Origin of the sequence: Sulfurimonas iocasae (genome assembly GCF_047716755.1) — a bacterium.
In the GTDB taxonomy this organism is placed as follows: Bacteria; Campylobacterota; Campylobacteria; order Campylobacterales; family Sulfurimonadaceae; genus Sulfurimonas.
Map to the genome: position 1 here is coordinate 1,023,290 of NZ_CP180409.1, position 20,634 is coordinate 1,043,923.

Annotated in this window: 22 protein-coding genes; 4 read left to right on the plus strand and 18 right to left on the minus strand. The window is 31.1% G+C overall.

The annotated features are described in order from the left end of the window. Positions 1 to 163: 163 nt before the first annotated feature. Both ACLHDE_RS05170 and ACLHDE_RS05175 read left to right on the plus strand, forming a co-directional pair. Positions 164 to 874 carry a YebC/PmpR family DNA-binding transcriptional regulator gene (locus ACLHDE_RS05170; protein WP_415398138.1) on the plus strand — a complete coding sequence of 237 codons (711 nt, stop codon included), beginning with the start codon at positions 164 to 166 and terminating at the stop codon, positions 872 to 874. A gap of 6 nt (positions 875 to 880) precedes the next feature. Continuing rightward, positions 881 to 1,456 carry a YigZ family protein gene (locus ACLHDE_RS05175; RefSeq protein ID WP_415398139.1) on the plus strand — a complete coding sequence of 192 codons (576 nt, stop codon included), beginning with the start codon at positions 881 to 883 and terminating at the stop codon, positions 1,454 to 1,456. 10 nt (positions 1,457 to 1,466) lie between these two features. On the opposite strand, the gene ACLHDE_RS05180 is transcribed toward ACLHDE_RS05175, so the two are convergent. The 18 genes from ACLHDE_RS05180 to ACLHDE_RS05265 all read right to left on the minus strand — a co-directional run bounded on the left by ACLHDE_RS05180 (position 1,467) and on the right by ACLHDE_RS05265 (position 18,978). Then, on the minus strand, positions 1,467 to 2,711 hold the full coding sequence (locus ACLHDE_RS05180) for a type II secretion system F family protein (protein ID WP_415398140.1): 1,245 nt from the start codon (positions 2,709 to 2,711) through the stop codon (positions 1,467 to 1,469). After that, a complete protein-coding gene (locus ACLHDE_RS05185; protein ID WP_415398141.1) occupies positions 2,708 to 4,444 on the minus strand; it encodes a GspE/PulE family protein in 1,737 nt (578 codons plus the stop codon). Before ACLHDE_RS05185 ends, ACLHDE_RS05180 begins: the two co-directional genes overlap by 4 nt. Positions 4,445 to 4,457: 13 nt before the next feature. Then, positions 4,458 to 5,000, minus strand: a complete 543-nt coding sequence (locus ACLHDE_RS05190; protein ID WP_415398142.1) for a hypothetical protein — start codon at positions 4,998 to 5,000, stop codon at positions 4,458 to 4,460. Then, complete coding sequence (locus tag ACLHDE_RS05195) at positions 4,997 to 5,734, minus strand: CDC27 family protein (RefSeq protein ID WP_415398143.1); 738 nt, start codon at positions 5,732 to 5,734, stop codon at positions 4,997 to 4,999. Before ACLHDE_RS05195 ends, ACLHDE_RS05190 begins: the two co-directional genes overlap by 4 nt. Continuing rightward, positions 5,727 to 6,542 carry an AAA family ATPase gene (locus ACLHDE_RS05200; protein ID WP_415398144.1) on the minus strand — a complete coding sequence of 272 codons (816 nt, stop codon included), beginning with the start codon at positions 6,540 to 6,542 and terminating at the stop codon, positions 5,727 to 5,729. Before ACLHDE_RS05200 ends, ACLHDE_RS05195 begins: the two co-directional genes overlap by 8 nt. Before the next feature lie 4 nt (positions 6,543 to 6,546). Continuing rightward, positions 6,547 to 8,148 carry a pilus (MSHA type) biogenesis protein MshL gene (gene mshL, locus ACLHDE_RS05205; protein WP_415398145.1) on the minus strand — a complete coding sequence of 534 codons (1,602 nt, stop codon included), beginning with the start codon at positions 8,146 to 8,148 and terminating at the stop codon, positions 6,547 to 6,549. Between the two features lie 12 nt (positions 8,149 to 8,160). After that, the gene (locus ACLHDE_RS05210) at positions 8,161 to 8,625 is read right to left on the minus strand and encodes a hypothetical protein (RefSeq protein WP_415398146.1); all 465 of its coding nucleotides are present in this window, start codon (positions 8,623 to 8,625) and stop codon (positions 8,161 to 8,163) included. Further along, complete coding sequence (gene pilO / locus ACLHDE_RS05215; RefSeq protein WP_415398147.1) at positions 8,625 to 9,257, minus strand: type 4a pilus biogenesis protein PilO; 633 nt, start codon at positions 9,255 to 9,257, stop codon at positions 8,625 to 8,627. Before pilO ends, ACLHDE_RS05210 begins: the two co-directional genes overlap by 1 nt. Continuing rightward, positions 9,254 to 10,789, minus strand: a complete 1,536-nt coding sequence (locus ACLHDE_RS05220; protein WP_415398148.1) for a hypothetical protein — start codon at positions 10,787 to 10,789, stop codon at positions 9,254 to 9,256. Before ACLHDE_RS05220 ends, pilO begins: the two co-directional genes overlap by 4 nt. 11 nt (positions 10,790 to 10,800) lie before the next feature. Further along, positions 10,801 to 12,108: a M99 family carboxypeptidase catalytic domain-containing protein gene (locus ACLHDE_RS05225; protein WP_415398149.1), complete on the minus strand. Its 1,308-nt coding sequence runs from the start codon at positions 12,106 to 12,108 to the stop codon at positions 10,801 to 10,803. Position 12,109: 1 nt separating this feature from the next. Beyond that, positions 12,110 to 13,078, minus strand: coding sequence for a L,D-transpeptidase family protein (locus ACLHDE_RS05230; RefSeq protein WP_415398150.1), 969 nt, complete (start codon positions 13,076 to 13,078; stop codon positions 12,110 to 12,112). Beyond that, positions 13,075 to 13,953, minus strand: coding sequence for a GTPase Era (gene era / locus ACLHDE_RS05235; RefSeq protein WP_415398151.1), 879 nt, complete (start codon positions 13,951 to 13,953; stop codon positions 13,075 to 13,077). Before era ends, ACLHDE_RS05230 begins: the two co-directional genes overlap by 4 nt. Positions 13,954 to 14,096: 143 nt before the next feature. Beyond that, positions 14,097 to 15,425 (minus strand): HslU--HslV peptidase ATPase subunit, encoded by a 1,329-nt coding sequence (gene hslU, locus ACLHDE_RS05240; RefSeq protein ID WP_415398152.1) that lies wholly within the window; start codon positions 15,423 to 15,425, stop codon positions 14,097 to 14,099. After that, positions 15,425 to 15,967 (minus strand): ATP-dependent protease subunit HslV, encoded by a 543-nt coding sequence (hslV, locus tag ACLHDE_RS05245; RefSeq protein ID WP_415398153.1) that lies wholly within the window; start codon positions 15,965 to 15,967, stop codon positions 15,425 to 15,427. The genes hslU and hslV overlap by 1 nt, the downstream gene beginning before the upstream one ends. A 6-nt stretch (positions 15,968 to 15,973) precedes the next feature. After that, the gene (gene rplI, locus ACLHDE_RS05250) at positions 15,974 to 16,420 is read right to left on the minus strand and encodes a 50S ribosomal protein L9 (protein ID WP_415398154.1); all 447 of its coding nucleotides are present in this window, start codon (positions 16,418 to 16,420) and stop codon (positions 15,974 to 15,976) included. A gap of 59 nt (positions 16,421 to 16,479) precedes the next feature. Continuing rightward, positions 16,480 to 17,217 carry a ferredoxin-thioredoxin reductase catalytic domain-containing protein gene (locus ACLHDE_RS05255; protein ID WP_415398155.1) on the minus strand — a complete coding sequence of 246 codons (738 nt, stop codon included), beginning with the start codon at positions 17,215 to 17,217 and terminating at the stop codon, positions 16,480 to 16,482. 22 nt (positions 17,218 to 17,239) lie between these two features. Beyond that, a complete protein-coding gene (locus ACLHDE_RS05260) occupies positions 17,240 to 18,478 on the minus strand; it encodes an argininosuccinate synthase (RefSeq protein WP_415398156.1) in 1,239 nt (412 codons plus the stop codon). Between the two features lie 137 nt (positions 18,479 to 18,615). Further along, on the minus strand, positions 18,616 to 18,978 hold the full coding sequence (locus ACLHDE_RS05265; protein ID WP_415398157.1) for a flagellar protein FlaG: 363 nt from the start codon (positions 18,976 to 18,978) through the stop codon (positions 18,616 to 18,618). 129 nt (positions 18,979 to 19,107) lie between these two features. On the opposite strand from ACLHDE_RS05265, the gene ACLHDE_RS05270 reads away from it, so the two are divergent. Together ACLHDE_RS05270 and ACLHDE_RS05275 are read left to right on the plus strand one after the other, a co-directional pair. Continuing rightward, positions 19,108 to 20,322: an MFS transporter gene (locus tag ACLHDE_RS05270; protein ID WP_415398158.1), complete on the plus strand. Its 1,215-nt coding sequence runs from the start codon at positions 19,108 to 19,110 to the stop codon at positions 20,320 to 20,322. After that, a complete protein-coding gene (locus tag ACLHDE_RS05275) occupies positions 20,312 to 20,584 on the plus strand; it encodes a hypothetical protein (RefSeq protein WP_415398159.1) in 273 nt (90 codons plus the stop codon). The genes ACLHDE_RS05270 and ACLHDE_RS05275 overlap by 11 nt, the downstream gene beginning before the upstream one ends. Positions 20,585 to 20,634: the final 50 nt, after the last annotated feature.

The following is a 20,634-nucleotide window of genomic DNA, read 5'->3' on the forward strand; positions in this document are numbered from 1 at the left end:
TTAAAAATATTAAATAACGAAGATTATAACGTTTTAAAGCACAATTTATAACTTATAAAAATTAACAATTAATTTAGTCAAAGAAGATGAAACTAGTAAAATAGTTATAGATTATAGCGAAGATGGTGCACTTATCATCTCGCAAATTAGTTAGGAGAAAATTATGGGTAGAGCCTTTGAATATAGAAAAGCATCAAAAATGAAAAGATGGGGAGCAATGTCAAAATTGTTTCCAAAACTCGGTAAAATAATTACAATGGCGGCAAAAGAGGGTAGTAGCGATCCAGATATGAACTCTAAGCTTCGTACAGCAATTATAAATGCTAAAGCTGAAAATATGCCTAAAGATAATATTGAAGCAGCGATAAAACGAGCATCAGCAAAAGATACTGAAAGTATGCTAGAAGTCAACTTTGAAGGAAAGGCTCCACATGGTGTTTTACTTTTTATAGAGTGTATGACTGATAATAATACTAGAACTGTTGCTAATGTAAAAAATATACTTACAAAGCATGGTGGAGAATTACTGACTAATGGTTCATTAGAGTTTATGTTTGATAGAAAAGCTCTTATAGAATTTTCTTTAAAAGATGGTATGGACGTAGAAGAACTTGAACTTGAGCTAATAGATGCAGGGCTTGAAGAGATAGAAGCAGAAGATGGAGTTTGTTTGGTTACAGGTGACTATACAAGCTTTGGAACACTTACTGATGCTCTTGAGGGTATGGATATAGAAATTACAAAAGCAAACCTTGAAAGAATGGCGAATGTACCGGTAAATATCAGTGATGAACAACAAGCTGATATAGATAAAATATTAGAAAGACTTGAAGATGATGAAGATGTACAGAAGGTATTTACAAATTTAGCATAATTTAAAATGAAATTTATTAATCAAATCTACACTAATACTCTTGAGGTAAAGCAATCTAAATTTATTGCTTACCTCACCCCTTACTTAGAGTTTCAAAAAACACTTAATTACCTTAAACAAGAGCATCCAAAAGCTAGACATTTTGTTGTTGCATATAGATATCTAAATGAATTTAATCAAGTTGTAGAACATTCTAGTGATGATGGAGAACCAAAGGGAACGTCCGGTAAACCAAGCTTAATGGTCCTACAAGGTTCTTCTATAATAAACAGTGCAGTAATTATAGTAAGATACTTTGGAGGTACTAAACTTGGTACTGGCGGACTTGTGCGTGCATATAGTGAAGCAGTAAACTTGGTTATAGCTAAAGCTGAACTTTTTGAGTATAAACTAGAGGTAGAAGTTGAAGTTTATTTTGAGTACTCTAATATTAGAATGGTTGAATATGAGTGTGAAGAATTTTATATAGACATAGTTGAAAAAGCTTATGATACAGGAGCTATTTATAAGTTAAAATCAAGCAAAGAAAATATTGAAAAGTTTTTAAAAAAAATGGATAGATTAGTAAAAGTTGTAGAGTAGATATAAATATCTACCTACCTTGAACAGCATTACCCATATCCCACATAGGTAAGAATATACCAAGAGCTAAAAGAATAACCATAGATGCAATTATAAGTAGCATTATTGGTTCTATTGCTTCTGATAGACCATCGATAATAGCGTCGAATCTCATTTTATAGTACTCAGCAACTTTCTTTATCATAGTATCTAATGTACCACTATCTTCTCCTGCTCTAACCATTTGAATAATCATATTCTCAAAAAGTTTAGTCTCTGCTAGACCATTATTTAGAGTGCCACCTTTTTCAACAGTCAATCTAACTGAAGATAGCTTGAGTTTAAGAGGCAGATTATCTATCATAGATATTGAAGTCTCTAGTGCTTCAGCAATTGGAATTCCAGCACGGATAAGTTCTGAAAAAACCAGAGTAAAACGACTAAGAGTAGAAAACTTTATAATATTATTTATAAGGTATGTCCTAAGTAAAAACTTATGCCATCCAAATCTAATATCTTTATAATTATTGATAAGATATTTAAAAGTCATAAAAGATAAAAAGAGTACGGCTAAAACATATGGACCATAGTTATTAAATAAATACTCTAGTGTTAGTAGTATTTGTGTAGGCATTGGAAGCTCTGCATTTAATGATTCAAAAATATCTTTAAATTGTGGTACGACATAAGAGATTAAAATACTAAAGGCTATTGCCATTGCTATCATTACATTTCTAGGGTATGCCATTGCTTTTTTAAACTTAATAATATTTGCACGAATCTCTTCAAGCATGTCTGCTAGTGCATAAAGTGCCTCATCTAAATTACCAGTCTTTTCCCCAAGTTGTACCATTGCAATTGTTAGATTACCAAGTTCAAAGCGAAAGTTTTCCATAGAATTTGACAAGGCATGACCTGCATTAATATCATCAGCTAGTTTTCCAAATACATATTTTAAAGCTTGCTCATCAGTTGAAGCTGAGATTTCACTAAGTGAATCGTGGATAGAAATTCCGGCATTAGTCATAACTGCTAACTGTCTAATTGAAGCTATAAGTGCATCTGGTTTAATTTTTCTCTTTTTTATGTTTTGAAAAAAACTTGTCTTTAATCTTTTTAGTTGTTCTTCCAATGGTTCTTTTGCTTCAACTACTTTTATAATTAATCCGGAATGTTTTAGTTTGGCATAATCATTAGCTTCTTTTCTATTTTTTGCATATAATGGAATCTCTTCTCTTTTTCCTTTTGTAAGTATTGTTGCAACAAAATATTTCATCCTTTAGCCACTCTTAATATTTCTTCAATACTTGTAATCCCATCCAACGCTTTTTGAATCCCATTTTCAAATATTCCAATAAATCCATCTTTAGTAGCTTGAGCCAACATTGCATCTTTTGGTGCACCTTTAGCAATGAGGGATGAGAGTTCTTCTGTAACATTCAAGACCTCACAAATCATCTCTCTTCCCATATATCCAGTGTCGTTACACTCTTTACAACCTTGTCCCTTGTAAAATATTGCATTCTCTGGTATAAAGTTTTCTAGTTCTTCTAATGTAGACGCTGGAATTTTTTCAACTATTTTACATTTAGAACATATTTTTCTAACTAATCTTTGCGCCTGTATTGCTACTAATGCACCACTTATTAGGTAATTTTCTATTCCCATATCTACCATACGGGGAATAGCACTAATTGCATTATTTGTGTGTAGAGTAGAAATAACCATGTGTCCAGTTAGAGCAGCTTTTATCGCAATTTCAAGTGTTTCTTGGTCACGAATCTCACCAATCATAATTTTATCTGGATCTTGTCTAAGAATCGATCTAAGTGCATCTGCAAAACTTAGACCAATTTTTGGATTGACTTGGACTTGCTGAATTAGATTCATCCTATACTCTACCGGGTCTTCAACCGTAATTACCTTATCTGCTACATTCCTAAGTTCATTTAATGCTCCATACAAAGTTGTGGTTTTTCCACTTCCAGTTGGTCCTGTAACTAATATGATTCCAAAAGGCTCTTTAAGACCTTTTAACAGCTTCTTGTAACTAAGTGTATCCATGCCTGCATCTTCGAGCTTTACGAGAGCCTTTGCCTTATCCAGAACACGCATAACAATAGACTCACCATAAAGAATAGGTAGAGTAGATATACGAAAGTCATATTCTCTTTCACCCACAGCAGTAGAAAAACGTCCATCTTGAGGTTTTCTCTTTTCAGCAATATCTAGGTTGGCAAGTAGTTTAAGTCTTGATGCTAAAGGTGGATATATGTCTTTTTCAAAAATAAATATCTCTGCTAGTTTCCCATCAACACGAGCACGAACAACACAGTTCTTCTCTGTTGGCTCGATGTGAACATCACTTGCTCTAGCACGTATACAAGCTTTTAAAATCACATCAATTAGCAAGAGTATTGATGAGGCTTCTTGCTGTTCTTCAATAGAATTAATAGAGTTTAGTTCATCGCGTATTTTCTTAATTAAGCCTTTTACACTATCTTTTAGTTCAACTTTAAATAGGTATGACTGAATTTGCTTTTTTGTAGCAGTAGCAATTTTTACAATCTTTCTTGAAAAGAGTCTTTGAATAGCTTCTTGAGCTTCAATATTTAATGGATCACTAAAAGCTATTATTACATGCATGTCATCTTGAGAGATAGGAAGGGCTATATATTTTTTTAACTGAGCCAATGGGACTTTGCTGGTCAGTTGGTAGTCCATATCAATTGCATCTAAATCTAAAAAAGCCAATTCTAGCTCTTTTGAAAGTTTTTGAAGAACTTCCTTTTCATCGATATAGTCATAGTTGTCAAGAATAGACAATTCATAAACACCATTTCTGATTTGTACAACTATAAAACGAATTAATCTATCCATAGTCATAAAGCCAGAGAGTGTAATATCTCTGAGTATAAGATCTGAACTTAAGCCTTTTGATAAAAGCCTATCAACTTGAGCTTGCATAATTGAACCATTTGCAAGTAAATCATTGGTTATTCTATCCATAATTTAGCCCCATTTACCAGTAAATATGTCGTTGTAGAGTTTTAGTGTCATAAAACTCTTCAATAACTACTTTTTTAAGTTTCGTGTCTTTAGTAAGGTATAGTTTATATGTTAGTTTACTGTCTTTTTCATCTTCAAAGAGATAAAAATCCATTCGTTCATGAACACCTAGTTTTGCATAAAAATCAAATACCTTAGATAAAACATAGTCTGTTGTAGGTAGATTTAAAGAGGATAAATCATAGTTGTCAACCAGAGCATGATAAAGTAGTTTTTTTTGCATAAGTATTACAGAAAAGTACGCAGAGTTTGCACGAGCTTCAGGAGAAAATTTTAACATTGCTATTGGTATAGCCAAACGGTCTATATAGTCTGAATTTAGACAAGCAAAGGCATATAATGAAACAAATTCTTCATCTTTTTTATACTTTTTAAAATTGTCAAAACCTATTCTGCAAACATTTTCATATTTCTTATTTTGGTAGAGGCTAAGCATGTTTTGTTTTATATCTGCAAATAAGCTAATGCTAAATAATAGTATTAATAATATTTTCATTTAAATTCTCCTGATTTTATCTCATCTAAAAGTATTTTGGCTTGATTAGAATATGAGTGTTGGATATATTTTTCTAGGGTTTTAATAGCCTCATCTTTTTCATTGATTTTTACTAACGATTTTGCAAAGATAATCCAACTAGCTTCAATATTGTCATTTATTTCGTTTGTGATAAGGGCATAATTATAAGACTTATGATAATCCTCTAATTCATAATATTTTTTTGCAACAAAGAGACTAAGTGCCGGATTATTATTCTTTTTAAATCGTTTAATAACATGCTCTATATCTTCTTGAGTATTTTGCCTAGTAATTTGTATTGATTTTTTTTCAATTGTTTTTTTAATTTCTTTTGTTTCAACAACTTCTGGTTTCTTTATTTTTTTCTTTTGTACTTTATTTTTCTTTTGTACCTTGCTAGAGTCGACTTCACCGTTGTCATAACGAGATATTGAACTATGTTTTATGTTTGAGATGAAATTTAATGATGGAGATAGAAGAAGTTTTTTATTCTCATTAATACTTATTGCATTTTGTTTAGTCACAAGTTTTACTTCATCAACTTCTTTTTCTATTTTTACTTCTTCTATAGTATTATTATGTAATTCATTATTTTTAACAATAGAAATAATAACAAAAATAATTGATAAGCTTATAAAAATTACAATATGAGGCACATAAGATTTGATCTTATATTTGCGCCATCTTTTTTCTAAATTATTAACATTAAGCATTAATTAAACCTGTATGTATAGCTGACATTTCAACTATTTTCTTTGAGATTACATTTGTGTTTAAGCTGGATGGATTATTTTCATTGTACCATGAATAGATATCAAAAAGTGTATATAAAAGTTTATTTGTATCTCTATAGTTTCCTTTTGTAAGTTTATATATTAGGTTAACCTGTTTTTGTGAGAACATATTAGCACTGTCAAAACAATTTGCCTTCATAAGCTTCTTCTGTATGTAGATTTTCAGTTCAGCATTTGAAGCGTTTTCAAGTTCTATTGTCTCCCATATTCTAGTTTGAAAGTGCTCTTTTGCTATTAAATCTTCTCTTTGTGTTTTATGAAGAGTAATAACAAATTTTACTCTTCTAGTATCTGATAAAAGCCTAATCTTTTCCATCTGTGAACTTGAATAGAGTTGTGCTTCGTCTAAAAGTACTAATGGTACTTGTGTATCTTTTGATATATTTTGCTCAACAATCAACATGAATTGCGTAAAATTAAGTTCTCCCTGATATTTAACATTGAATAAATCTATAGCAAGTGATTTGAAAAATTCACTTTCTTCAAGAATTGGTGTTTGATATATGTAAATTTTCTCAGAAGATGAGAGGTCATGGTATAATTTTGTAAGAAACATACTCTTACCAGTTCCTGGCTTTCCAAATAAGAGTATCATTTTAAGTGGCTTTTTTACGGAATCCTTAAGAGACTGATATATAGTTGAAACTCTGTCAAATTGAATATAATCTTTTGCATTTACATTGTCTAGAAATACATTCTTAGAGTCTTTAAAGATGCTGTTTTGCATATTCCTATTTCACCTTTTCTTCTACTTCTTTATTGGCTTCATTTGAGATTTTTTCTGTCTTGTTAGATATAGACTTTTTATTTAATGTAACAGTTTCCTCAGTTATGCCCTTGAATCCAAGTTCAGCAAGTGAAACATTATTATTTGTTCTATCGATAATGTGTGGTTCAATGACAATAACTAGTTCTTGTATTTGTTTTGTCATTTCCTCATATTTAAAAAGATAACTTAAAATAGGAATATCACCTAAAATAGGCACTTGATTAGATGTGTTAACATTTTTTGTATTTATTAAACCACCTAGAATAATTCTATTACCATCTTTTACGGTTACAACCGATGATAGTTGGCGACGAACAAGGTCAGGGGGCATAACTCTTGAAGAACTATCTGAAGAAATAACCTGTGCAGTTTCTGAGAGTGAGGGGTTGATTTTTAGTGTTATGGTCTTATTATCAGCAATTTCAGGTGTTATATCTAGAAGAACACCTGCAAATACTGATTGTACTGTTTCATTTGAACTTTGTGTACCACTTGTTCCACCGGCTAAGGTCTCAGTACTTGTGATTTTATAAAAATATTCTGTACCTGCTGTTATAAGTGCAGGTTGATTATTAAGAGTTAAAACTTTTGGATTTGAAATTGATACAACATCACCTTGAGTCTGCAAAAATTTAATAACTTCATCTAGTGTTCCACCAGCCTTAATACTAACTAGGCTCGCTTCACTCGCACCAGTTGACCCTACTGTTTCTATGAGACCATCAGCAAATGTAGCTACATTGTTTGAAGACTGATAATCAACGCCAAGTGTTATCTTCTGTAGTGCAAATAGTTGTTGCCAGTCTATACCAGTAGTTTTACCTTCTTCCATAGTTACTGAGAGGATTTGTACATCTATCAAAACTTGTAGTTGTACTTTATCTTGAAGTTTTTTAAGATAGTCATCCAATCTATTCATTTGTTTTAATGTAGCAGTTACGGTGATAAGACCTGCATTTTTATTTATAATAGGTGCATCAGATTTATAGATATCTTGAGGTGTATTTATAATTCTTTGTAATTCTAAATCAAGTTCTTCCCAAAATTTTACTTCATCTGTAGATTCTATTTTAATTCCAGAATCAGCAATTGAACTATTTCCTGATGATGCTGCTGATGTAGTTGAAGATGAGCTTTTAGTTGAAGATGAGCTTTTAGTTGAAGATGAGCTAAGTGTCACATTTGTACTTCCTGTACCTTTTCTTTGTGAAAGAATATAATCAATACTAAAAACTTTTGTATTAAGATATGAAATTTTTAAAATATTATTCTCAAGAGTATAATATAAGTTGTTCTCTTTTAAAATAATACTTAATACTTCATCTATAGTTAAGTTTTTTAAATGAGTTTTGTTAAGCTTTGTCTCAAGAAATTTTTCTGCATAAGGGTCTGTGACAATAATACTAAATTCACACTCATCACTAAGTTGTTCTACAAAGTCAATGATTCGTGTATCTTTTGTTGAACTGATACTAAAGAGTTCATAAGAGCAGTTTGCATAACTACTACTTGATAAAAGAAGTGTTAAAAGGGACCCATAAACTATTTTTTTTATATGTTTCATTCTCTTATCCTGTTATTTAAATTTTATATTTCGTTTGGTATCGCTTGTTCTAAGAACAATTTTCGCACTACCTTTTATTAAAACAACAGAAGTCCTATTCATACTAGATAGTTTAAAACTACCTACATGCTCATCTAGTTTATACCACTTTCCATTTATTAAAGCAGATTTGTTAATTATAGCACTAAGGACTAGATGTTTTGATTGTTGTTGCAATATATCATTGCTTGTTTCTGATGAAGTTGTAGATTTACTTACACTAGAATATTTTACTGGTTTCTTTCTACTTTTGACATAACTTTTCTTATTACGATTTTTGTAAAATATAAAAGGATCTTTTATTTTGTTTAGTTCAGCGTCCTTCATCCCTTTTCTAGCAGGTTTTATAGCATCTATTTGAGTGTCAACCCACGATAGTTCATTTGAACTAAGAGTGATTGAACATAATAAAAAGATTATTAGAATAAATATTTTCATTAATATGTAATCCCCCAAACTGAGATAAATAACTCTGTATTAAGAGTTTTTTCTACTGAAATATTTAAATCATGAACATCAACTACTAAGTCACTTTGCTCTAGTGAGTTGATAAATCTAAGCGTATCTTTGTAATTTCCTGTACTTTTTAAAATGATGTCTAATACATGACCAAAAGAAGTGTTATTTTTTGCATATTCATTTTTAAAATCTATAATTTTAATACCATATTTTTTTGCATTAGTTGAAATAGAGTGTATATACTCACCCCATGTTCTTTCATCATATATTAGAGATGATATAGTTTCAATTTTACTTTTGATATATGCGTTATTTTCTTTATTAACTTGAAGTTGGGCTTGTGATATTTTAATCTCTCTATCAAGTGTCGTTATTTTTGATTCTGGATTGATTTGTAGAAATCTTTTATCTGTATTGATTTTAGAATTTATTGTTGTTATTTGCTTGTTCTTTGTTTCAAAATTAATTAAAGAACTTTCCCAAAAAAGTAGATATGAAAAGGCAAAAATAAGACTAAAAAGCATGATATATGTCATATATATATCTTTTTGACTTTTTTCTTTAAAAGATGCATCTATCCTTTGTAGATAGTCTTCTATATTTATTTTCATAATATACTCACTTTTAGCTCACTGAAGTACTTTTTAGACTTTTTTTTAAATTCTATATGTTCTAGTGAAAAATTGAATACACCATCATGTGTTTTAGTTAAATACTCTACCATCTCTGTGATTTTTTTATCTTTTTTTGAAATTAAATTTAGTGTAAATATTTTTAACTTTTTATCTTCTTTGTAAGCTAAAGAATCAATATTAATACCAAATTTATTCAAATCTTTTGTCAACAGAGATAAAAGTTTAGCTTTCATTGGATAATTAACTTTTACATCATGAATTTTTACTAGAGTTGTCTTTTTCTCTGCATACTCTTTTTTCTCTTGATTGAGAAGAGTTACAACTTTAGTTTTGTCCGCTTCTCTGTTTTTAATAGTAGCTTCTCTTGTTATTTTAATATTATGTAGCTCCGAATACTCTGTAACTAAGAGATCATATTGAAGAGTCTGAGCATAAGTTAAAACCCAGTATGTAACAGGATAGATAAAAGCAATGATCAATGAAGCTACACTTAGTAATATAAGTTTACCACTCTCTCTTTGCATGAATTTTGGGGGATGATGATATGTGGTGAAATTACAATCATACTTCTCTTCTGCTGGAAGCATTGTGTATATATGCATTAAAGAGTGAAGCTGATCTATAAAAACTCCATCACTCTCAAAACCATAGTCAAACTCAAAGTTACTTGATTTTATGCCAAGTTCAACCTCACTCATTTCATCAAGTTTAGTGACAGTTAGCATTTGTATGCCTATGTAAACGTGTTCTATCTTTTCTAGTTCATAAGCTCTTTTGACATAAGTTAATATGTCATTTACATTTGCAAAGATTTCTTTATAAAGTTTAATGAAGTATTCTTTGTAATCATTATCAGTCTCTTTAAGATTATGAGTGCAAAAGAATTCTATAAAGCTTTTATACTCAACTCTTTCACCATATAGTTCACAAAATCTCTCATGCATCTGTAAAAAAGAGTAATTGATAGATTTTGTATAAAGAAATTCTTTTTCATTATAAACAGTAATAAAAGCATCATTTTCTTGAAAGTAAATAAAACAGTGAGCATCGCTACTTTCTATAATTTCTTTTTCATATAACGATTTTAGTAATAATGGAGCAGGGATTATCGCATCAATATATTTTATTTTTTCAACTACATGTGAAAAAGTTTCATCCATTATTAGTGGATCAATAATAAAAACATGAAAGTTTCTATTATCCTCATCAAGAGAGTTGAAAGTTTCAATAAATTGTATCTGATAAGGAACTGCTTGATCTAGTGCTAGTTCATCATATACTTTATTATTTATAGCATCATGTAGATCTTCTTGGGGAATATTCTTTGAAATAGATATTTGAGAATTTATAAAGTTTTTAGTATTTAAATATGATATCGCATATTGTTCCATGCTGTACTGGGCAGAATCAGTTTCTGAAAGAAAGCTAGATATGCCACTAATATATGTGTTTTTATATGGATTAATAGATACTACACTTGAAAAAGAGTGTTCAGATTTTTCATTCATTTGCTATAACCCTATTTAAAATTAACCACCGACATGGAACAAAATTTATCATCTTTATAAAATTCTATTCTATAAAGTTTATGACTTTTATCAATAGAAAAGTTTTTGTCTAAAACTTTTAGATTTATATCAACTCCACTTTCACTAAGAAGTTTTTTTGATTTAAATCCAATAACATTAACACGCAAACTACTGTTTTTTACTATGCTAAAATCGTCATCAATAAAAAAAGATGACGCAGGTCTAATAGAGGCTACCTGTTTGTCAATTTTTATATAAATATTCTGTTCACAATTTTTAGCAATCTTAAAGTATTGAGGCTTTAGAGTTGTTATTTTTTTATTACCAATATAAACGACAAAATTACCATGAATTTTCTTTACACTACCCAATGGGTGTGAAAAATAGAATTCATTATCTCTTGATTTTAGCGGAATAAAGCTTAAAGATTTTTTTATATCATCTAAATCTAATGATATATTATTATTTACCCCTAAGGTACCATAGTTTTTTAATATGCTATTTAGTTCTATTTCATTTAAATCAAATTTTCTTTTAAAAGATATTTTCATAATTTTCATAAATTCTTCAATTGCCAAGAGTTGGTAGAAAACTTTCTTTGAGAGTGAGGGGAGGTTTTTACTACTTTCAATTGCAAAAGCTGGTTTATTATTGGTAACAGCAAAGTAGGTTAGAGAGAGTTGCATTGCTTCATCATCAAACTTACTATTCGTATTTTTAACGCCAAGAGTATGATGCTCTTTTAAAAGCTTTTTATTAATGTTTTTGGTAACAATTGAAGCGATAGAATCAAGGTTTCCAAATGGTTGTTCTTGCTTTAATTTACATTGATCTATAACACATGTTTGCCCCCAGGAATTCGGGTTGAAAATATTACCTTTATTTTCTTTTCTATAAAAACCATTTCCATCGTGGAGGTTTAAAACTAAAGACACTTTTTTAGAAAGTATAATATCTTTAATCTCTTCAATAATTTGTTTGTCTTTATCATTTTTCTTAATAACAGAAAATTTTCTGTTCATATCTCCATTTAAGCCTCTTTTATCGGCTTGAATACTGGATTTGTTTAGATTAGGTACTATCCAAAGATTTTTTGACTTTATTTCGTAGTGAGTGGCTAAAATTGAAGCTGCAAAGTAACCACCTGGTTCATCGCCATGTATACCACCAATAACAAGAAGAGTAGTATTTGAATCATTATTCTCTTTTTTTATAAGTTGTATATTTGAAGATGCCAATAGATTAATACTTAGAAATAAAAAAAAAGTAATTAAAAGTTTAAATTTGATAATAGACATTTTATTTTTCTGTTAGAATTTTCATGCTATTAGTTTTATCAAGCTTAATAACCAAGGTTTTATCTCCACTGAATTTAAAAGTATCAGATTTGTAAAGCTCTTTAAACGTTATTTGATATATATTCTTTGTGTTAGGATATGGAATAACATTAATGTTATTAAAAATTATTGTTTTTTTCTCAATTTTCTTAAATACTCTTGTTTTATATTTTTTAAATCTTTCAAATTTCATACCATCAAATCTAATAAAACCTTCTGAGTAAAAGTTTAAATATCCATCTATATCATCAAAAAGCCAGCTATATCTCCATGAATATAGTTGAGAAAGAATAGAAACTAGAATTTCTTTAGAAATTCCTTTTTTTACTTCATCACTATTTATAATTAAAAGAGTATTCTCTATATCTATTATATTATTTAGGCACTCTATGTTTGTATTATCTATAGCGATACATCCTTTTGTAAACTCATCTCTCTCCTGCTCGGTAGGAAGACCATGTATCCAGATGCCATGTCCATTCTTTCCTCTATATTTGTCATAGGTATTTGGATAAGAAGTAACAAATGCTAAAGGTCCATAAAATGAATCAAGTTTGTTCTCTTTTGATAGCTTTTTTGTGATTTTATAGATGCCTACGGGAGTCTTCAAGTCTCCTTCTTTCAACTTGTCACCTTTTATTTTACCTGTATATGCACTATACTTATTTTTAAATTCATAAGTGTTATTAGAGTCTTTAGTATATAAGTTAAGTGTTGAATTTTCTTTATTACATGTTAAAATATTTGGATAAGATTCCATATATCCAAAAGTAGTATCAATATCTTTTATATAGGCACTCCAATACTCTTTTTTTGTAAGTTCAAAGTCCATCTGTTTTTCGATTGTATTTATGCCATTTATTCTATAGCTAGTTAGTATGTCACTTGAATGTAATGATAAAGTGATTAATATTAAAAAAACAATTTTCATGATTTATATCCTATCTCTTCTAAAAATGCTTTATCTTTGGACCAGCCTTTTTTAACACTTACTTGCAGGTTTAAATATGCTTTTTTTCCACTTAGTCTCTCTATTTTCTCTCTTGCAGATTTACCAATTCTTTTTATTGATTCTCCACCTTTACCAATAATGATTCCTTTTTGAGACTCTTTTTCTATAATAATAGTTGCATGGATTCTATCGATGCCTTCTTCTTCCTCGATAGAATCTATAAGAACATCAGATTCATAAGGTATTTCATCACTTACATTTTCAAAGATTCCTTCTCTTATAAAGCCCGCGTAGATATCACGTACAAGTTCACTTGTTAAATCATCAGGATCATAAAGAAAGGGTGAATCTGGTAGATTTTTTGATATGATTTTTAGTAAATCTTCATGACCAACTTTTTTAGGGATTGCAACTGGAATAAGTGCTTCAAACTGATCTGAAAATTGATTATATGAAGCAATTCTTTTGAAAAGTTTTTCTTGGTTTACTTGATCTATCTTACTTAAAACAATTATATGTTTGACTTTAGCTTTGTTTAGCTTTAAAAACTTTTCATAGTGCTCTACTGAGTCAGTAACGGGAGCTAAGTAAACTATTAAGTCACAGTCCCCCATAGCTTTTAAAGCCTCATCTAGCATAAACTGGTTAAGAACTTTTTCTCTCTCATGAAGTCCTGGAGTATCAACAAATATTATTTGTGCATCACCATGCATTACAATAGCGTTAGAACGTTTTCTAGTTGCATTTGCCTTTTGGCTAACCATTGCTATATTCTCACCTAAAAGTGAGTTCATTAGTGTGCTTTTACCAGCGTTAGGACGTCCAATTAAAGATACGAAACCAGCTTTTGTCATTTTTTATTGCCTTTAATTTTATTTCATAAAATGAAAGGAAACCTTTTACTTTATGAGTACGGTATCGGAAATAATTCCAATACCTACGTTAACACTAGGTTTCCCTCGGCGGGAAGCCCATCGCATTTATGCGATTATACTGTTTATAAGATATATCTTGAGAGGTCATCGTCTTCAACGATTATGTCAAGTTTATCATGTACTAGTTTATCTGTAACAATAAACTCTTTTTCTTTATAAGCATCTGCTTCAAAGCTGATCTCTTCTAAAACTCTCTCTAAAACCGTATGAAGTCTTCTTGCCCCAATATCTTCTGTTGTCTCATTTGCCCTGTGTGAAAGTTTTGCTATTGCTTTAATAGCGTCATCTTCAAAGGTTAACTTTACATCTTCAACACTTAAAAGTGCTTCATACTGTTTAAGTAAAGAACTTTGAGTTTGTGTCAGTATTTTATAAAGAGTATCCTCTGTTAATGATTCAAGTTCAACTCTAAGAGGAAATCTACCTTGTAGTTCAGGAATCAGATCACTTGGTTTAGTAATATGAAATGCACCAGCTGCGATGAATAAAATATGATCTGTATTTATAACACCATATTTTGTAGTTACACTACTACCTTCAACGATAGGAAGTAAGTCTCTTTGAACACCTTCTTTACTCGGATCATTTCTTCCTTGGCTTTTCGAACTGATAGCAATTTTGTCAATTTCGTCTAAAAATATTATACCGCCATCTTCTGCACGCTTAAGTGCTTCGGTATTAATATTTGCCATATCAAGAAGTTTGTGACTGGCTTCAACTTTTAATATAGACTTAGCATCTTTGACTGTAACTTCTTTTTTATTATCTTCTTTATTCATAGTTTCAAAGATTTTTGAAAAACTCTCTTGAACTTTCACCATCTCTGGTGGAAGATTTGTGTCATTAAACTCTACGTGAACTTTGTCAAATTGTAGTTCAATGACGCTATCGTCCATATCGCCACTTAAAACTCTCTCTTCCGTAGCTCCAAGAAGTCTCTGATAATCATCTTTTTTACTCTCACTAGCACCTTCTGGAAGTGGAGGAAGAAGTTTTTCCACTATCTTGTTTAAAACATAGTTCTCTATTCTATCTTTATTTGCTTCTTCTTTTTCTTCTTTTACTATAGCAATAGATGCAATAACCAAATCACGAATCATAGATTCCACATCACGACCGACAAAACCGACTTCTGTATACTTACTCGCTTCTACTTTGATAAAAGGAACTTTCATCATCTTTGCAAGTCGTCTTGATATCTCTGTTTTACCAACACCGGTTGAGCCAATCATCAAAATATTCTTAGGCATTATTTCATCTTGTAACTCTTGTGATAGTTGCATTCTTCTATATCTGGTTCTTAAAGCAAGAGCAATAGTTTTTTTTGCATCACGCTGAGAAATTACATATTTATCAAGATATTCAACTATCTCTTTTGGGGTTAAGTCCATTATTTACTATCCTCTAATGTAAGAGTTTTAATACTGTGGTTTGTATAGATGCATAAATCTGCTGCAATAGATAAGCTCTCACGAACAAGATCTTCTTCATCTAGTTTGGCATGTTTTTTAAGTGCTCTTGCTGCAGAAATGGCGTAGTTGCCACCACTCCCAATAGAAGCAATCTCTCCATCTTCAGGTTCAACTACATCACCATTTCCAGTGAGAATAAAAATATGGTCGTTATTTAAAACTATCATCATTGCCTCAAGTCTTCTTAGAACTTTATCTTTACGCCAAGCTTTAGAGAATTCTATAACAGATTTTAAAAGATCGCCTTTTTTATCCTCTAAAAAATCTTCAAACATATCAAATAGATTAAAAGCATCTGCGGTACTTCCAGCAAAACCAGCTAAAATTTTACCCTTATGAAGTGTACGGATTTTTGTAGCGTTGCCTTTTAGAACTGAGTCTCCAAAAGTAACCTGTCCATCTCCACCAATAACGGCCTTATTCTTGCCTTTATATGCAAGTATTGTAGTAGCGTCAAACATTATTTTCTACTCTCCTTGAACATCCACATGCAGTGTAGCATGAAGACCATGACCTAGTTTAAAATCCAAATCATGTTCCCCGACAGTTTTAATTGCTATTTTTTCATTGATATGTTTTTTGTCAATTTCAATATCATGTTGCTCTTTTAGTGCAGCTGCAACTTCTTCTTTTGTTACTGAGCCAAAAAGGTGACCATTTTGACCAAGTTTTTTTGTGATAATAATTTCGCACTTATCAAGTTGTGAAGCTACCTTTTTAAGAGCGTCTACCTCTATTTGAAGATTTTCGGCTACTATTAACTCATCTTGAGCATGTTGAGCTAAAATTTCAGGAGTTGCTTGTCTTGCGAAACCTTTTCCAATAAGAAAATTCTTCCCATAACCATCTTTAACTTCTTTGACTTCGCCTTTTTTACCTAAGCTTTTTACATCTTTTATTAATAATACTTTCATACTTTACTCCTTAATTTTATTCCATAGAATGAAGGAAACATCTTCATTTATTTTTCTTGTTATCTTTCTATCTCGCCGCCATAAGAGACAATACCGTGAGTTAAATTTCCTACTTTTGTGTATCCCATATCATTTAAGATTCTTGCACAGTGAGCAGAACGACTACCAACATGACAGTAAAGGATTATATTTTCATCTTTAGATAACTTAGCATCATCTAATACTTGAAAGAAACTACTAGTTGGAACTAGAGCGTCTGCACCTTTGATATGCCCCATTTGCCATTCCATGTGCTCACGAACATCTACAAGTTTAAAGTCAACCATACCAATTTCTTTTGCTTCAATAAGTGACATAATCTCATCACCATCTAGTTCAGCTTGAGAGACTAATACTTCACACTCTTCTCTTGTAAGACCACGTGAATGAGTATGAACAACTTCTTCCATTCCCATCTCTATGCGCTTAGCTTCTGCAAATTCTGGAGTACAAAAAATACCACAATGGCATACACCACTTTGAGGAATTTCTTGTTCAATAGCTGGCTTACATGGACATATTCTATCATCAACACTTTTAGGTTTTTCGCCAGTTGTATCAACCATAAAACATGGACAAAATCTTTTGCTGTACATCATCTTGTTTCTAGCAAGACCCATTTGCACACCTTCGTTAACTTCATCTTGAGGATTATATTCCCAACCAAACTGAGCAACAACTTTGTCTGTAAATTTTACTGTTTTTTCCATTTCAGTCTGAAACTCTACTGAATTCATATCTATCTTAATTATACTCATTATTCATCCCTTATATTAATGCTTATTTGTGATTTCTTTTTTTACCTGCAATGATTCTTCTTAGTGCATTTAGTTTAATAAAACCTTCTGCATCTTTTTGGTTATATACTTCATCTTCTTCAAATGTTGAGTGCTCTTCAGAGTAAAGAGACATATCTGATTCACGTCCTACTACTTCAACATTCCCTTTGTAAAGTTTTAATTTAACACTACCTTGAACATATTTTTGCGTAGTGTCAATAGCAGCTTGAAGCATTTCACGCTCTGGAGAGAACCAAAATCCATTGTAGATTAGTTCTGCATATTTAGCAATCATTCCATCTTTCATATGAGCTTCTTCTCTGTCAAGACAAATAGACTCTATTGCGCGGTGAGCTTTTAACATAATTGTTCCACCCGGAGTCTCGTAACAGCCACGAGCCTTCATCCCAACAAAACGATTTTCAACAATATCAATTCTACCGATACCATGCTTATTACCATACTCGTTTAGTGCTCTTAGTATTGTAGCTGGACTCATATCTTTACCATTGATAGAGATAGGGTCACCATTTTTATATCCGATTGTTATATACTCTTTTTCATCAGGAGCATTCTCTGGAGAGTTTGTCCATAACCACATTGACTCTTCAGGCTCATTCATTGGATCTTCTAAATGAAGACCTTCATAAGAGATATGAAGAAGATTTGCATCCATAGAGTAAGGACTTACTGTTGGGTTACCATCTGCATCAACATGTTTTTGGTCAATTTTAATTCCATGTTTTTTTGCATATGCTAAAAGTTTTTCTCTAGAGTTTAGATCCCACTCTCTCCATGGAGCAATTACTGTAATATCAGGATTAAGACCTAGGTAACCAAGTTCAAATCTTACTTGGTCATTTCCTTTTCCAGTAGCTCCATGAGATACAGCATCTGCACCCATTTTATTTGCGATTTCAATCTGTTTTTTAGCGATAAGCGGTCTAGCTATAGATGTACCAAGTAGATACTCACCTTCATAAATAGCATTTGCTCTAAACATAGGGAAAACATAATCTTTTACAAATTCTTCTTGAATATCAAGTATAAAAATATTTTCAGGTTTTATACCGTTGTCAAGTGCTTTTTGACGTGCAGGTTCTACCTCTTCACCTTGACCTAAGTCAGCTGTGAAAGTTATAACTTCAGCGTTATACTCATCTTGTAACCATTTTAGAATGATACTTGTATCAAGTCCACCAGAGTAGGCAAGAACTACTTTTTTAACTTCTTTTTTCATATTGGAAAGTTCCCTTTTGCAAAATAATTGACGCGATTTTACTACAAAAAAGATTAAAAAATGGTTAGTATTAGATTTAATTAATAAGAGAGGTATAGAGTTAAAGAAAAGTACTTAGCCAAAAGGGTGAGTTTTAATTACCCTATTGAGTCTAATAATATACCAGTTACTTCTTGCATTTTAGGAAGAAAATCTTTTGCTTGTTCTGCTGGGAATCTTCTAAGCATTTTACTAGTTTCTGATTCAATTACAGATACATAAAATACATCATCTTTATCCACCCCAAATCTGAGATCTGTACTAATTGGAGCCATTGCCTTGTTTAATTGTTGTACTAATTCCTGAACCTGTTCTTTAGAATTAATCTTAGAACTTGTAACAGAAAGCTCCTTCGTTGCATTAGTCTGTCTTTGTTGTACTTGCTGAGCTGCTCTTCCTTGAGCTTCCTGCGAACCTACTTGTGATTGTTGTTGTCTTGCAACATTTGCTATGCCATCCATGACTCACTCCTTCTACAAAAATATTGTTATTACACAGCATATCGACATAATATGAATTAACTTTAATATTTTTATACAAATTTTTAAATTTCTTTTTTGAAACCTTAAGAATATGATAATCTTTCACTTATGAATGAGTATATAAAACTGTTAAAATCAGAGCCAATTTTAAGAAGACTATCAACAATACAACTTATCGCATATTTTGGTGCATGGTTTAGTAATGTAGCGATATATACGCTACTTCTTGAACTTAATGTTTCAGCATCTGTAGTGGCATTTGTAGCAATGTTACACTTTTTAGCGGGTGTAGTTCAGGCACCATTTTCTGGTTCAATAATTGACAGTGTACGACCGAAAAAACTTTTATTAATTCTTATTAGTGCAGAAATTTTCGCAACTTTTTCTTTAATATTTGTAAATTCTACATCAGATTTACTTCTTTTGTATGTATTGATTTTTGTTAAAATGGCAGCAGCTAGTTTTTATTTTACAACTGAAATGTCACTTCTTCCTAAAATATTGCGTGGAGATAAGCTCCAAAGAGCAAATGAACTTCACTCAATAATCTGGTCCCTATCATATACCCTTGGAATGGCAATTAGTGGTTTTGTTGTTTATTGGTTTGGAGTAAAAGTTGCATTTATCTTGGATTCATTAATGTTTGTAGTTGGTTTTGTTTTGCTTTACAACTTAGAGATAAAAGTAGAAGTAATAAAAACAGGTGAAAGTCTTTTTCAGATGATGAGAGATACTTTTAGATATATAAAAAAGACTCCTCAAGCTCTGCATCTAATGCTAATACATGCTTTTGTCGGTTTAACGGCTTTTGATGCATTAGTCGCGTTGATGGTCGATAAGTACTATGCATCTGTAATTGCGACTTCTTTAGCTCTTGGACTTCTTCATGCTTCTCGTGCGGTAGGCTTAGTTCTAGGACCTATACTTATAAGTAAATATATAAATAATAAACGAATTGTATATGTATTTATTGCTCAGGCATTAGCTGTTTGGCTATGGGCTTTTATGATGAAGGATTTTTATCTCTCTCTTATTGCTAGTGTAATAGTAGGGCTTTTTACAACAACACTTTGGTCATATTCATATACACTGCTTCAAAAAAATATTGAAGAAAAATACTATGGACGTATAGTTGCATATAACGATATGCTGTTTTTAAGTTCCGCAGCTTTTACATCATTTATGATAGGCTTTTTGGCAACCGCTGGTTTTTCTTTAGAATTTATAACAGTTGTTATAGGAGCAGGTTTTATCGTTGGCGGAGTCTATTTTACTTGGGTTTTAAAAACTCAAAATATTAAGGATATAAGAAATGATATATAAATCAAAAGTTGGAGATATAGATTTAAGTAAGCTTACAAGACTTTATCCTGCTGCAGTTGTAGAGATGCAAGGTGAAGTGGCTGAGATGAGCTTAGAGTGGATTGAGACGAATGAAGATAAGGTAAATCTAAAAGAGTATATTTTAGTCTTTGATTTTACTCCTTTAAAAGAAGAAGTTAAAGATAAAAAAGTTCTACATTTTCAAACAAAAGATGAGCTGATCCAAACTATGACAGAGGTAGCACAATTTTTTCAAGACTAGTCTCAAATGACACCAAAAGAGTATTTAAAATCGCAATTCCTGCGGCATTA

What these genes read in the sequence shown, in the direction of transcription:
- ACLHDE_RS05170 (WP_415398138.1), top strand. Translation starts at nt 164, where the DNA reads ATGGGTAGAGCCTTTGAATATAGAAAAGCATCAAAAATGAAAAGATGG.
- ACLHDE_RS05175 (WP_415398139.1), top strand. Translation starts at nt 881, where the DNA reads ATGAAATTTATTAATCAAATCTACACTAATACTCTTGAGGTAAAGCAA.
- ACLHDE_RS05180 (WP_415398140.1), bottom strand. Translation starts at nt 2,711, where the DNA reads ATGAAATATTTTGTTGCAACAATACTTACAAAAGGAAAAAGAGAAGAG.
- ACLHDE_RS05185 (WP_415398141.1), bottom strand. Translation starts at nt 4,444, where the DNA reads ATGGATAGAATAACCAATGATTTACTTGCAAATGGTTCAATTATGCAA.
- ACLHDE_RS05190 (WP_415398142.1), bottom strand. Translation starts at nt 5,000, where the DNA reads ATGAAAATATTATTAATACTATTATTTAGCATTAGCTTATTTGCAGAT.
- ACLHDE_RS05195 (WP_415398143.1), bottom strand. Translation starts at nt 5,734, where the DNA reads ATGCTTAATGTTAATAATTTAGAAAAAAGATGGCGCAAATATAAGATC.
- ACLHDE_RS05200 (WP_415398144.1), bottom strand. Translation starts at nt 6,542, where the DNA reads ATGCAAAACAGCATCTTTAAAGACTCTAAGAATGTATTTCTAGACAAT.
- mshL (WP_415398145.1), bottom strand. Translation starts at nt 8,148, where the DNA reads ATGAAACATATAAAAAAAATAGTTTATGGGTCCCTTTTAACACTTCTT.
- ACLHDE_RS05210 (WP_415398146.1), bottom strand. Translation starts at nt 8,625, where the DNA reads ATGAAAATATTTATTCTAATAATCTTTTTATTATGTTCAATCACTCTT.
- pilO (WP_415398147.1), bottom strand. Translation starts at nt 9,257, where the DNA reads ATGAAAATAAATATAGAAGACTATCTACAAAGGATAGATGCATCTTTT.
- ACLHDE_RS05220 (WP_415398148.1), bottom strand. Translation starts at nt 10,789, where the DNA reads ATGAATGAAAAATCTGAACACTCTTTTTCAAGTGTAGTATCTATTAAT.
- ACLHDE_RS05225 (WP_415398149.1), bottom strand. Translation starts at nt 12,108, where the DNA reads ATGTCTATTATCAAATTTAAACTTTTAATTACTTTTTTTTTATTTCTA.
- ACLHDE_RS05230 (WP_415398150.1), bottom strand. Translation starts at nt 13,078, where the DNA reads ATGAAAATTGTTTTTTTAATATTAATCACTTTATCATTACATTCAAGT.
- era (WP_415398151.1), bottom strand. Translation starts at nt 13,953, where the DNA reads ATGACAAAAGCTGGTTTCGTATCTTTAATTGGACGTCCTAACGCTGGT.
- hslU (WP_415398152.1), bottom strand. Translation starts at nt 15,425, where the DNA reads ATGGACTTAACCCCAAAAGAGATAGTTGAATATCTTGATAAATATGTA.
- hslV (WP_415398153.1), bottom strand. Translation starts at nt 15,967, where the DNA reads ATGTTTGACGCTACTACAATACTTGCATATAAAGGCAAGAATAAGGCC.
- rplI (WP_415398154.1), bottom strand. Translation starts at nt 16,420, where the DNA reads ATGAAAGTATTATTAATAAAAGATGTAAAAAGCTTAGGTAAAAAAGGC.
- ACLHDE_RS05255 (WP_415398155.1), bottom strand. Translation starts at nt 17,217, where the DNA reads ATGAGTATAATTAAGATAGATATGAATTCAGTAGAGTTTCAGACTGAA.
- ACLHDE_RS05260 (WP_415398156.1), bottom strand. Translation starts at nt 18,478, where the DNA reads ATGAAAAAAGAAGTTAAAAAAGTAGTTCTTGCCTACTCTGGTGGACTT.
- ACLHDE_RS05265 (WP_415398157.1), bottom strand. Translation starts at nt 18,978, where the DNA reads ATGGATGGCATAGCAAATGTTGCAAGACAACAACAATCACAAGTAGGT.
- ACLHDE_RS05270 (WP_415398158.1), top strand. Translation starts at nt 19,108, where the DNA reads ATGAATGAGTATATAAAACTGTTAAAATCAGAGCCAATTTTAAGAAGA.
- ACLHDE_RS05275 (WP_415398159.1), top strand. Translation starts at nt 20,312, where the DNA reads ATGATATATAAATCAAAAGTTGGAGATATAGATTTAAGTAAGCTTACA.